This is a genomic window from Mesorhizobium sp. M2A.F.Ca.ET.042.01.1.1, assembly GCF_003997405.1.
Lineage (GTDB): Bacteria > Pseudomonadota > Alphaproteobacteria > Rhizobiales > Rhizobiaceae > Mesorhizobium.
The window spans coordinates 1-12,653 of the sequence record NZ_RZRX01000016.1 but is presented as its reverse complement, the minus strand read 5'-3'; the positions used below and the strand labels follow the sequence as shown (position 1 = coordinate 12,653).

Sequence of the window (12,653 nt, the reverse complement as noted above, 5' to 3'; positions counted from 1 at the left end):
CATGAGCACAGCCACCCATTCGCTCCCCCGCACCATCGGCGCGCACGCGATCCTTATCACCTACACGGTGATCGCGCTGTTCCCGGTGATCCTGGTGGTGATGAATTCGTTCAAGTCCCGCGCCGGCATCTTCGGCGCGCCGCTGACGCCGCCGACGCCGAAGACCTTCGACCTGATCGGCTACACCACCGTCTTCGGCCAAGGCGATTTCTTCCACTATTTCCAGAACAGCCTGGTCGTCACCGTCGCCTCGCTGTTCTTCGTCTTGCTGTTCGGCGCGATGGCGGCTTTCGCGCTGTCGGAATACCGCTTCCGCGGCAACACGCTGATGGGGCTTTACCTGGCGCTCGGCATCATGATCCCGATCCGGCTCGGCACCGTCGCCATCCTGCAGCTGATGGTGGCGACGGGCTTGGTCAACACGCTGACGGCGCTGGTCCTGGTCTATACCGCGCAAGGCCTGCCGCTCGCCATCTTCATCCTGTCGGAATTCATGAAGCAGGTGTCCAACGACCTGAAGAACGCGGGCCGCATCGACGGGCTTTCGGAATACACGATCTTCTTCAGGCTGGTGCTGCCGCTGGTGCGCCCGGCGATGGCAACGGTCGCCGTCTTCACCATGATCCCGATCTGGAACGATCTGTGGTTCCCGCTGATCCTGGCGCCGTCGGAAGAGACCAAGACGGTGACGCTCGGCGCGCAGCTCTTCCTCGGCCAGTTCGTCACGAATTGGAACGCGATCCTGGCGGCGCTCTCGCTGGCGATCCTGCCGGTGCTGATCCTCTATGTCATCTTCTCGCGGCAGCTGATCCGCGGCATCACCTCGGGAGCCGTCAAGTGAGCGCAGTAAGACCCCTTCGCGTCGTCGTCGCCGGCCTCGGCAATATGGGCCGCAGCCATGCGCTGGCGTATCACACCAATCCGGGCTTCGAGATCGCGGCGCTGGTCAACCGCTCCGACGTGCCGCTGCCGGACGTGCTTGGACAGTACGGCATCCGCCGCTCCTTCGAGGATGTGTTGCACGACGAGAAGCCGGACGTGGCCGCGATCGCAACCTATTCCGACAGCCATGCCGACTATGCGGTGCGGGCCTTCGAGGCCGGTTGCCACGTCTTCGTCGAGAAGCCGCTGGCAACGACGGTGTCTGATGCGCAACGCGTCGTCGACGCCGCCAAGGCCAACGGCAGGAAGCTGGTGATCGGCTATATATTGCGCCACCATCCGTCCTGGATCCGGCTGATCGCCGAGGCGCGCAAGCTCGGCGGCCCGTATGTCTTCCGCATGAACCTCAACCAGCAGTCCTCCGGCCACACCTGGGAGACGCACAAGCAGCTGATGCGGACGACCTCACCGATCGTCGACTGCGGCGTGCATTATCTCGACGTCATGCTGCAGATCACCGACTCGAGACCTGTCGAAGTACGCGGCATGGGCGTGCGGCTCAGCGACGAGGTGGCGCCGTCGATGTACAATTACGGCCACCTGCAGGTGCTGTTCGAGGACGGCTCGGTCGGCTGGTATGAAGCCGGCTGGGGGCCGATGATCTCCGAGACCGCCTTCTTTGTGAAGGACGTGATGTCGCCCAGGGGCTGCGTGTCGATCGTCATGAAGGAGGGCGTGAAGTCCGATGACATCGACACCCACACCAAGACCTCGACCATCCGGCTGCATAGTGCGGCGACCGGACCCGACGGCAGCTTCGCCAAGGAAGACCAGCTGCTGTCGATGGAAGGCGAGCCGGGCCACCAGGAACTCTGCGACCTGGAGCAGGCCTTCCTGCTCAAGGCCATCCGCGAAGACATCGATCTCACCCGCCACGTGGACGATGCCGTGAAGTCGCTCGCCGTCTGCCTCGCCGCCGACGAGAGCGTGCGCAGCGGCAAGGCCGTCAAACTCTAGAACAGGAACGAAGCCGTGGGCTCGCTGAAGATCGAGAATGTGAAGAAAGCTTTCGGGCCGGTCGAGGTGCTGAAGGGCATCGACCTGCAGGTGAATGACGGTGAGTTCGTCGTTTTCGTCGGCCCGTCGGGCTGCGGAAAGTCAACGCTGCTGCGCGTGATCGCCGGGTTGGAGGATTCAACCTCCGGCCGCGTGCTGATCGACGGCGCCGACGTTTCCGTCACGCCGCCGGCGAAACGCGGCATCGCCATGGTGTTCCAGACCTACGCGCTCTACCCGCATCTGACGGTGAAGAACAACATGGCGCTGGGCCTCAAGCAGGCCGGCACGCCAGCCGCCGAGATCGAGCGGCGCATCAAGATCGCCTCCGCCATGCTGTCGCTCGAGCCCTACCTCGAACGCCGGCCTGCGGAACTGTCGGGCGGGCAGCGCCAGCGCGTCGCCATCGGCCGCGCCGTGGTGCGCGAGCCGAAGCTTTTTCTCTTTGACGAGCCGCTGTCGAACCTCGATGCGGCGCTGCGCGTCAACACCCGCCTTGAGATCGCGCAGCTGCATCGGCGGCTGAAGGCGACGATGATCTATGTCACCCACGACCAGGTCGAGGCGATGACGCTGGCCGACAAGATCGTGGTGCTCAATGCCGGCCGCATCGAGCAGATCGGCAGCCCGATGGAGCTCTACAATTCGCCGGCCAACGAATTCGTCGCCGGCTTCATCGGCTCGCCGAAGATGAACTTCATCGACGGCGCCAAGCTGGGCGAAACGGCGAAGACCATCGGCGTGCGGCCGGAGCATCTGACAGTCGATGCGAATTCCGGCGCCTGGAAGGGCACGGTGGTGCATGCCGAGCATCTCGGCGCCGACACCAACCTCTATCTCGACTGCCAGAAGGCCGGGCTGATCACGGTGCGCATTTTTGGCGTCTACAATGCCGAGCCGGGCGCAACGCTCTATGCAACGCCGGATGCGGCGAAGACGTATCGGTTTGGGGCGGATGGGAAGGTGCTGAGGTAAGCGCCAGCGCTCCCTTCTCCCCCTGTGGGAGAAGGTGGATCGGCGCGCAGCGCCGAGACGGATGAGGGGTGCTCCAGCGGAGGGCGACCTCAAAGACTGAAGGACCCGAGCCGCTTAATCCTGCTTGCGCCGAGATCCTTCCAACACCCCTCATCCGGCCGCTTCGCGGCCACCTTCCCCCACAAGGGGGGAAGGCGAGGTCGAGCTTACTCGTCCGCCTTGAAGGTCTGCTTCTGCTGACCGAGCCCTTCAATGCCGAGTTCCACCACGTCGCCGGCCTTCAGGAACACCGGCGGCTTCATGCCCAACCCGACGCCAGGCGGAGTGCCGGTGGAGATGATGTCGCCGGGATGCAGCGACATGAACTGGCTGAGGTATGAGACCAGATACTTCACGCCATAGACCATGGTCTTGGTCGAGCCGTTCTGCATGGTCTTGCCGTTGACGGTCAGCCACATCTTGAGATTCTGCGGATCGGCGACCTCGTCCTTGGTGACCAGCCACGGGCCGGTCGGGCCGAACGTGTCGCAGGATTTGCCCTTGGTCCATTGGCCCTGGCGCTCGGCCTGGAAGGCGCGCTCCGACACATCATGCGCGACGGCGTAGCCGGCGACATAATCCAGCGCGTTGTCCTCCGAAACATATTTCGCCGTCTTGCCGATGATGACGGCGAGCTCGACTTCCCAGTCGGTCTTTTCCGAACCGCGCGGGATCAGCACGTCGTCATCCGGCCCGACGATCGCCGAGCTTGCCTTCATGAAGATGATCGGCTCCGGCGGCACCGTGGCGCCGGTCTCGGCGGCGTGATCGGAATAATTGAGGCCGATGCAGATGAACTTGCCCGTGCCGGCGACGCAGGCGCCCAGGCGCGGCTTGCCGGATACCACCGGCAGCGTCTTGGGATCGAGCTTGGAGAGCATCTCCAGCGAGGCCGGATGAAGCGTCGTGCCGGCGATATCAGCGACATGAGCGGAAAGGTCGCGGATATTCCCATCCGCATCAAGCAGGCCGGGCTTTTCACTGCCAGCTTCGCCATAGCGCAACAACTTCATCTCAACGTTCTCCACCTTGCGGCCAGCGGCCGTTTTCATAAATTCCCGTCAAAGCCAGCGGACCGTAGTCGCCGACCACACCGGCGGCAAGCGAGCCCGCTGCGATGCCGACCAAATCGTCGAGATTTTCAGACATTTCGATCCGACCGCCTCGCCGACATCCCAGCCTTTCGTCAGATCGACCAGCCGCCGTCGATGTTGTAGGCCTGACCCGACGTGTAGGTGGCGCCGGCCAGATAAACGGCGAGATCGGCGATCTCCTCAGGCGTGCCGAGCCGGCCCATGGGCTGGCGGGCGATGAAGGCCGCTCGCGCTGCCTCATAGTCACCCTGCGCATGCATGCGGTCCTGCAACGACGGGCTTTCGACCGTGCCGGGGCAGATGGCGTTGCAGCGAATGCCCTTGGCGACATAATCGGCGGCGACCGCCTTGGTGAGGCCGACGACCGCGGCCTTCGTCAGTCCGTAAACGAAACGGTTCGGCACGCCCTTCTGCGAGCTTGCCAGCGAGGCCATGTTGATGATCGAGCCGTCGCCGCGCTCCAGCATGCCCGGCAGCACGGCGCGGATGGTGCGGATCATCGAACGGACATTGAGGTTGAGCGCGAAGTCGAGATCCTCGTCCTTCATCTCCAGGATCGAACCGCCATGGACGAAGCCGGCGCAGTTGAACAGCACATCGACGCGGCCGATCTCGGCGAAGGCGGAAGCGACGGCCGCGTCGTTCAGCACATCGAGTTTTCGCGTCGTAATGCCGGGGGTTTTGCCCAACTCCGCCAGCAACGGCTCGTTGATATCGGTGGCGTGAACGCTCGCGCCTGCCTTGGCGAAGGCCAGCGCGCTTGCCCGTCCGATGCCTTGCGCCGCGGCAGTGACCACAACAATCTTGCCCGCCAGATCCGCCATGTTCTTCTCCTCGCCTGCCTGGAGCGTCCGCCTCTAATCGATGGCCGGCCCGGCGTCGTGTACCAGACAGCCGGCGTCGTGCGGTCAGCCTCTGCTTCACAAATAAAGATGTTTTTTCTCGTTAAAGAACACGCTGACCAGCGTCAAGCCCGAACGCCATCACCTTCGCGACAGCGGCTGAACTGGCTCCGTCGCCCGGCGCGCCTCGGCGGGACGCCTCAGTCGCCGTAGGGCACCCAGACGTTCTTGACCTCGATGGCGCGGCGCAGGAAGGGCTCGCCGGCCGCCTCGCTCGACGTCCAATCGAGCGTGCGGCCATTGCCGGTCCAGACGCGCTTGAGGTTGCCGATGGAATCGGCCTCCGCCTTGGCGCAGGTGTCGGCATCGGCGAACAGCCAGAGCCCGTCGACATCGTCATGCTTGGCCAGCACGCCGGCGAGCTCGGCGCTGCGGCCGGTGACGATGTTGATGGCGCCGGCAGGCAAGTCGGAATATTCGATCACCTGGTAGAGATCGGTGGCCAAAAGCGGGTGCCGCTCCGACGGGACGGCGACCACGGTGTTGCCCATGGCGAGCGCCGGCGCCACCAGCGAGATTAAGTTGAGCAGCGGCTGGTTGTCCGGTGCGACGATGCCGACGACGCCGACAGGCTCATGCAGCGCAAGCGTCACGACGCGGGCCGGCGGCTGATGGACGCGGCCTTCGAACTTGTCGGCGAGGCCGGCATAGAGGAACAGCCGCTCGATCGACTGCTCGACCTCCTCGCGCGCAGCCTTGGCCGTAACGCCCATCAGCTGAACAAGGCGCGCGGCGAACTCGTCAGCGCGGCCGGACAAGTTCTCGGCGAAATAGTAGAGCACCTGGCTGCGGTTATAGGCGGTCGCATCCGGCCAGGTCTTGCAGGCGCGGGCGGCGGCGACCGCGTCGCGGATATCCTTGCGGTTGCCGAGACCGACTTCGCCCGCAAGCTTACCCCTGGCGGTGGCGACGGCCAGGGAATAGTTGCCGTCCGGCCTGACCTGCTTGCCGCCGATGAAAAGCTTTGCCGTGCGGTCGATGGCCATGCCGTCGGCCTGTTCGACCGGCTGGGCGGACCCGGGGGCCGACGGCTTGATGGCCGGGCCAATGGGAAGCTTTGCCGCCAGATATTCGAACATGCCTTCGCGGCCGCCCTCGCGACCAAAGCCGCTTTCGCGATAGCCGCCGAAGCCGCAGGCGGCGTCGAACATGTTGGTGCCGTTGACCCAAACGACGCCGGCCTTCAATTGCGGCGCGACATGCAGGGCCAGATTGACGTTCTCGCTCCACACCGAAGAGGCAAGGCCATAGCGCGTGTTGTTGGCAAGCTCGATCGCTTCCTCGGTGTTGCGGAAGGTCATGGTCGCCAGCACCGGGCCGAACACCTCTTCCTGCGCGAGAATGTTAGCCGGCGAAACAGAAGTCGCCAGCGTCGGCAGGTGATAGTAGCCGGAGGACGGCAAAGCGGCGTCCGGCTGCCAGCAGACGGCGCCCTGTTTCGCGCCCTCGGCGATCAAGCCCTTGACGCGGTCGAGCTGGGTGCGGTCGACCAGCGGGCCGATATCGGTGTTCTTGTCGAGCGGGCTGCCGACGCGCAGCCGGCTCATCCTGACCTTGACCTTGGCGATGAAGGCCTCGGCGATGCCCTCCTGCACAAGAAGGCGCGAGCCAGCGCAGCAGACCTGGCCCTGATTGAACCAGATGCCGTCGACCAGGCCTTCAACGGCGCTGTCGAGATCGGCATCCTCGAAGACGATGAAGGCCGATTTGCCGCCGAGCTCCAGCGACAGCTTCTTGCCCGAGCCGGCCGTTGCCTTGCGGATGATCTTGCCGACTTCGGACGAGCCTGTGAAGGCGATCTTCTGCACGCCGGGATGATTGACGATGGCCGCGCCCGCCTCAGGTCCGCCCTGGACGATGTTGACGACGCCCTTCGGCACGCCGGCACGCTCGCAGATCTCTGCGAACAGGATAGCGGTGAGCGGCGTGAATTCGGCGGGCTTCAACACCACCGTGCATCCGGCAGCCAGCGCCGGCGCGATCTTCCAGGCCAGCATCAGCAGCGGGAAATTCCACGGGATGACCTGGCCGACGACGCCGACCGGCTTGTGGTCGGGAAAATCCTTTTCCAGCGTCTGCGCCCAGCCGGCATGATGGATGAAATGGCGGATTGCCAGCGGCACGTCGATGTCGCGGCTCTCGCGGATCGGTTTGCCATTGTCGATCGATTCCAGAACGGCGAACAGGCGCTGGTGACGCTGCATGGCGCGGCCGATGGCGTAGAGGACTTTTGCGCAGGCGTAGCCGGAGGAAGCCGACCATTTCGGCAGCGCCTTGGCGGCGGCGGTTACCGCGGCATCGATGTCGGCCGCGCCGGCATCCGAGACCTTCGCAAGCAGCTTGCCGGAGGACGGCTCGCTGGTCTCGAAAATCTTGCCGCCGGCCGCCGCTTTCCAGGCGCCGTCGATGAACAGGCTCTTTGAGAAATCGCGTGCGGCGAGCCAGGCATCGGCCTCGTTGCGGGCTTCCGGCGCCGGACCGTATTCCATGGCGTGATAGCGTTCGAGGATGTTCATGGGGCGCTCCTTTACCCTCCCCCTTGTGGGGAGGGTCGATCGGCAAAGCCGATCGGGGTGGGGGTAAACGGTTGATGGTTCGGTTCATTGGATAGGCTATTTTGGTTTTACGACCCCCACCCCGCCGCTGCGCGGCGACCCTCCCCACAAGGGGGAGGGTGGGAGCCTACGCCATCGCGTGGCGATGGTTGGCCGAGTAATGGCCGGTCAAATGATGCTCGAGCTGGCGTTCGATGTCGGTGAGCAGGCTCGACGCGCCGAAGCGGAACAGGTCCGGCTCCAGCCACGGCCGGCCGAGCTCCTCCTTCATCAGCACCAGCCAATCGAGCGCGACCTTGGCGGTGGAAATGCCGCCGGCCGGCTTGAAGCCGATGAGATAGCCGGTCTCCTCGAAATAGGCGCGGATGGCGCGCACCATGGTGAGGCCGACGGGGAGCGTGGCGTTGACGCTCTCCTTACCGGTCGAGGTCTTGATGAAATCGGCGCCCGCCATCATCGCCACCATGGAGGCAAGCATGACATTGCGCAAAGTGGCGAGATCGCCGGTGCCGAGGATGACTTTCAGATGCGCATCGCCGCAGGCCGCGCGCATGGCGACGATCTCGTTGAACAGCTCGCGCCATTTGGCGCCGTAGACCAGGCCGCGCGGAATGACGACGTCGATCTCGTCGGCGCCGTCCTTCACCGAGGCCTCGATCTCCTGCAGGCGGGTCGACAGCGGCGCAAGCCCGTGCGGGAAGGCGGTGGAAACCGCGGCGACGTGAATGCCGGTGCCGCGCAGGGCATCGACCGCCGTGGCGACAAAGGGATGGTAGACGCAGACCGCCGCCGGACGGATGGTTTCGCCTGAGATGCCGAGACCTTCGGCGATGTCGCGGCGCAGCGGATTGATCGCCTTGGCGCAGAGCCGGCGCACGCGCTCATCGGTGTCATTGGAATTCAGCGTTGTCAGGTCCATGCAGGCGATGGCGCGCAAGAGCCATGCGGCCTGGTTGTCGGCCTTGATCGACCGCCGCTTGGTCAGCGTCGCGACGCGGCGCTCCAGCGCCGAGCGGTTGACGCTGCGCACCGATTCCAGAAAGCCGAGATCGAGCTTCATGCCAGGGTTGCGGGCAATGCCGTGTTCCAGTGGCAGCGGCGTGTTGGCGGCGGCGCGCGCCGGCAGCGGCATCACCTTGGACGCGCCAGCGCCTGCTTCGCGGATCGTGCTCATCTCCTGCCCTTTCATTCAGCTGTTTACGCCGCTTTTCCTGGTGCGTGTCGTTTTCCCAAAACCGCTCAACACTTTTGGGCGACACGCACAAAGATAGCCCGTGAAGCGATGCTTCACGAGTCTTTCAAAGGCTCATAGCGGAAAAAGGCAGCCGAGGCAGTAGATTTTTGACCGTATGGTCAAAGCAAGACGCCGAGTGAACGCTCCCGGCGGTTGGAGATTGGCCGAAACGCCCATCCCTTCGTCATACTCGGGCTTGACCCGAGTATCCATTCCGTGCCTCAGCCGCAGAGCGCGATGGCGCAGATTTCTGTAGCCGCCGCGACGCCTTAGCCGACGAAGGCGCGCTCGACGACGAAGCTGGCCGGGTGGCTCAAGGAACCTTCCTGGAAGCCGAGGCTCTCGGCGAGTTCCTTGACGTCCTTCAGCATGTGCATCGAGCCGCAGATCATGATGCGGTCGGTCTCGGGATTGAGCTTGTCGATGCCGAGATCGGAATAGAATTTTCCGGAGCCGATCAGCGCGGTGATGCGGCCCATGCGCGCCGATTCCTCGCGCGTCGTCGAATTGTAGAGCGTGACGCGGCCGGCGGTCAGCTCGCCGATCAGAGGATCGCTTTCGAGCGCCGCCACCAGCTCCTGGCCGTAAGTGAGCTCGGCAATGTCGCGGCAGGTGTGGGTGAGGATCACCTGGTCGAACTTCTCATAGGTGTCGGGATCGCGCAGCAGGCTGGCGAAAGGCGCGATGCCGGTGCCGGTCGAGATCATGAACACGCGCTTGGCGGGCGTCAGCGCGTCGAGCACCAGCGTGCCGGTCGCCTTCTGGCGCATGATGACGGTGTCGCCGACCTGGATCTTCTGCAGCTCGGAGGTGAGCGGGCCATCCGGGACCTTGATCGAGAAGAATTCCAGCTCGTCGTCCCAGGCGGGGCTGGCGACCGAGTAGGCGCGGAAGATCGGCTTCTCGGCATTGGGCAGGCCGATCATGACGAACTCGCCGGAGCGGAAGCGCAGCGACTGCGGGCGGGTGATGCGGAACGAGAACAGCCGGTCGGTGTAATGCTTCACCGACACCACGGTCTCGGCATAGACATTGGCCGGAATCGGGAACTGCAGCGGCCTTGCGCCGGCGGTGTTCAACGCGGATGTCGTGTTCATCAAACCCAACTTTCCGGCCCAGACAAACGCACTGGGCGCCAAACTTTCTCCTGCGCGTCCGAACGATCAGGTCCCGACGTGCCCGCTGCACATTGCCAAGCGGTAAGCTCTTGTGTCCGAAACTTATTAGTATACAAATGATCTTGAGGTCAAGATGGCCACGTAAAATGCCTTTCCAAACCAAGGCATATCCGTAGTCCTGCTATTTCGGGTTTCGGCAATGATTGAGAAATTTTCGGCGTCCGCGGGAAGCGTCGTAGCAGGGATCGACGTCGGCGGAACCTTCACCGACCTGCTTTTGATCGACGGCAAAGCGGGCGGCAGGGTCCATATCGCCAAGACGCCGACGACCGTCGAAAACCAGGCCTTCGGCGTGGTCGCCGCGCTTGGCGCGACCGGCTTTCCGATCGACGGCATCGACCTGATCGTGCACGGCACGACGACCACGACCAACGCCGTGCTGGAACGCCGGCTGGCGCGGACCGGCATGATCACCACGCGCGGCTTTCGCGACGTGATCGAGCTTGGCCGCCGCACTAGGCCGCAGGCCTATGGCATGACCGGCACTTTTGTCCCCGTCATTCCCCGCGACCTTCGGCTCGAAGTGTCGGAACGGGTCGAGGCTTCGGGCGCGGTGCGTATTCAACTCGACGAAGCCGAGATGCGCGATGCGGTGAAGAAGCTGCTCGACGCCGGCTGCGAATCCCTCGTCATCCACTTCCTGCACTCCTATGCCAACCCGACGCATGAGCGGCGCGCCGCCGAAATCGCGGCGGAGCTTTGGCCGAACGGCCACATCACCACCGGGCATGCGCTGCTTTCGGAAGCGCGCGAGTTCGAGCGAGGCGTGACGGCCGCCGTCAACGCCTCGGTGCAGCCGATCCTAGAGCGTTATGTCGAACGGCTGCGCAAGGAGCTGGCGGCAAAGGGCTATGCCCGCGACTTCCTGATCATGAACGGCAATGGCGGCATGATCTCGGCGCGTTTCGTCACGCTGGAATCGGCCAAGACCGTGATGTCCGGCCCGGCTTCCGGCGTCATCGCCGCCGCCTACACGGGCAAGCGCGGCGGCTTCGGCAATCTCGTCACCTATGACATGGGAGGCACCTCGACCGACGTGGCGCTGATCCGCAATGCCGAGCCGGCTGTCTCCAACGAGATCGAGATCGAATATGCGATGCCGATCCATGTGCCGATGGTGGCGGTGCATACCGTCGGCGCCGGCGGCGGCTCGATCGCGCGCGTCGACGCGGCCGGGCTGATCCAGATCGGCCCGGAAAGCGCCGGTGCCAATCCCGGCCCGATCTGCTATGGGCGCGGCGGCGCCGAGCCGACCATCACCGACGCCAATCTGGTGCTCGGACGGCTGGCGCCGAAGAAGCTGCTCGCGGTCGACAACCCGGTCACCGTCGAGCGCGTCACCGGCATTTTCGAGGCCAAGATCGGCAAGCACACCGGCCTTTCCGGCGTCGAGGCCGCGGGCGCCGTTCTGCGACTCGGCAACATGAAGATGGCCGGCGCGATCCGCATGGTGTCGGTCTCGCGCGGCCACGACCCGCGCGATTTCGCGCTGTTCGCCTTTGGCGGCGCCGGGCCGCTGCATGCGACGGCGCTTGCCCGGGAGCTCGGCCTGCCGCGCGTGCTGGTGCCCGCGCGCCCCGGCATCACCAATGCCCTGGGCTGCGTCGTCGCCGATCTGCGCCACGATTTTGTCAACACGATCAACCAACCCGTGGCGAGCCTCGACGAGGCCTCGCTTCGCGAGGTACTGGAACGGCACCGTAACGAAGGCGAGGCGCTGATCGCCAAGGAAGCGGTGAAGCCGGACGCGATCCGCGTCACGCATTCCGCCGACATGCAGTTCGTCGGCCAGACGCATATCATCAATGTGCCGCTGCCGTCGTCCTCGGTTTCACGAGAAACGCTGCAGCAATTGTTCGAGAAAGCCTATTTCGCCCGCTTCAAGGTCGAGCTGCCGGAAATCCGCGCCAATCTCGTCAACCTCAACACCTCGGTCACCGGCGTGCGGCCGCAGATCGATTTGTCGCGGCTGATCGACCCGGCGGGGCGCGCGGCAACGCTTGACGAAGCGCGGCGCGAGATCCGCCCGGTCTGGTATCACGGCACCTGGCACGACACGCCGGTCTATGCCCGCGAAAAGCTGCCGCTCGACGCAGTGATCGAGGGGCCGGCGATCCTGGAACAGATGGACGCCACCACGGTGCTCGAACCCGGCGACCAGGCGCGCTCGGACGCGGACGGCAACATCATCATCGACATCGGCGAGGCTTGAGATGGCAAAGCTCGACACGATCACGCTTTCGGTGCTGCAGGCAGCCCTGCAGCAGGTCTGCGACGAAATGGACCTGACCTTCTCGCGCGCGGCTTTCTCGCCGGTCATCGCCGAGGCCAATGACCGCTCGGACGGCATCTATTCGGCGGTCGACGGTTCGCTGATCGCGCAAGGCAGCCAGGGCCTGCCGGTGTTCGTCGGCGTCATGCAATATTCGACCAGGACGGTGATCGAGATGATCGCCGACGGCCGTTGCCTGGCGCCCGAGCCGGGCGACATCTACATCGTCAACGACCCCTATCTCGGCGGCACGCATCTGATGGATGTTCGCTTCGTTATGCCGGTCTATCGGAGCGGCAAGATCTTCTGCTGGCTGTCCAACACCGGCCACTGGCCGGATATCGGCGGCTCGGTCCCGGGCGGTTTTTCCGCCTCGGCCACCGCGGTCGAGCAGGAAGGCTTGCGGCTGCCGCCGGTGAAACTGTTCAAGAACGGCGTGCTCGACCCCGAGATCTACGCCATCATC

Annotated in this window: 11 protein-coding genes; 5 read left to right on the top strand and 6 right to left on the bottom strand. The window is 64.5% G+C overall.

The features are described from left to right. Position 1: 1 nt before the first annotated feature. The 3 genes from EOA23_RS04345 to EOA23_RS04335 are packed head-to-tail and all read left to right on the top strand — an operon-like array spanning position 2 to position 2,913. Positions 2 to 841: a carbohydrate ABC transporter permease gene (locus EOA23_RS04345; RefSeq protein WP_127302992.1), complete on the top strand. Its 840-nt coding sequence runs from the start codon at positions 2 to 4 to the stop codon at positions 839 to 841. Continuing rightward, positions 838 to 1,899 carry a Gfo/Idh/MocA family oxidoreductase gene (locus EOA23_RS04340; RefSeq protein ID WP_127302991.1) on the top strand — a complete coding sequence of 354 codons (1,062 nt, stop codon included), beginning with the start codon at positions 838 to 840 and terminating at the stop codon, positions 1,897 to 1,899. Before EOA23_RS04345 ends, EOA23_RS04340 begins: the two co-directional genes overlap by 4 nt. A gap of 15 nt (positions 1,900 to 1,914) precedes the next feature. Beyond that, a complete protein-coding gene (locus EOA23_RS04335) occupies positions 1,915 to 2,913 on the top strand; it encodes an ABC transporter ATP-binding protein (protein WP_127302990.1) in 999 nt (332 codons plus the stop codon). A gap of 206 nt (positions 2,914 to 3,119) precedes the next feature. Here EOA23_RS04335 and EOA23_RS04330 read toward each other — a convergent pair whose 3' ends face one another. From EOA23_RS04330 to EOA23_RS04310, 6 genes are all read right to left on the bottom strand, one after another. Further along, positions 3,120 to 3,965 carry a fumarylacetoacetate hydrolase family protein gene (locus tag EOA23_RS04330; protein ID WP_127302989.1) on the bottom strand — a complete coding sequence of 282 codons (846 nt, stop codon included), beginning with the start codon at positions 3,963 to 3,965 and terminating at the stop codon, positions 3,120 to 3,122. A gap of 1 nt (position 3,966) precedes the next feature. Then, positions 3,967 to 4,101 carry a hypothetical protein gene (locus tag EOA23_RS36860; RefSeq protein WP_281058741.1) on the bottom strand — a complete coding sequence of 45 codons (135 nt, stop codon included), beginning with the start codon at positions 4,099 to 4,101 and terminating at the stop codon, positions 3,967 to 3,969. A gap of 37 nt (positions 4,102 to 4,138) precedes the next feature. Then, complete coding sequence (locus EOA23_RS04325) at positions 4,139 to 4,870, bottom strand: SDR family oxidoreductase (protein ID WP_127302988.1); 732 nt, start codon at positions 4,868 to 4,870, stop codon at positions 4,139 to 4,141. 218 nt (positions 4,871 to 5,088) lie between these two features. Further along, complete coding sequence (locus EOA23_RS04320; RefSeq protein ID WP_127302987.1) at positions 5,089 to 7,464, bottom strand: aldehyde dehydrogenase family protein; 2,376 nt, start codon at positions 7,462 to 7,464, stop codon at positions 5,089 to 5,091. Between the two features lie 166 nt (positions 7,465 to 7,630). Then, complete coding sequence (deoC, locus tag EOA23_RS04315) at positions 7,631 to 8,677, bottom strand: deoxyribose-phosphate aldolase (protein ID WP_127302986.1); 1,047 nt, start codon at positions 8,675 to 8,677, stop codon at positions 7,631 to 7,633. A gap of 329 nt (positions 8,678 to 9,006) precedes the next feature. After that, on the bottom strand, positions 9,007 to 9,834 hold the full coding sequence (locus tag EOA23_RS04310) for a ferredoxin--NADP reductase (RefSeq protein WP_127302985.1): 828 nt from the start codon (positions 9,832 to 9,834) through the stop codon (positions 9,007 to 9,009). Between the two features lie 220 nt (positions 9,835 to 10,054). On the opposite strand from EOA23_RS04310, the gene EOA23_RS04305 reads away from it, so the two are divergent. Then, positions 10,055 to 12,127 (top strand): hydantoinase/oxoprolinase family protein, encoded by a 2,073-nt coding sequence (locus EOA23_RS04305; RefSeq protein WP_127302984.1) that lies wholly within the window; start codon positions 10,055 to 10,057, stop codon positions 12,125 to 12,127. 1 nt (position 12,128) lies between these two features. Then, the coding region (locus EOA23_RS04300; RefSeq protein ID WP_189341494.1) for a hydantoinase B/oxoprolinase family protein at positions 12,129 to 12,653 on the top strand (525 nt) is incomplete at its 3' end.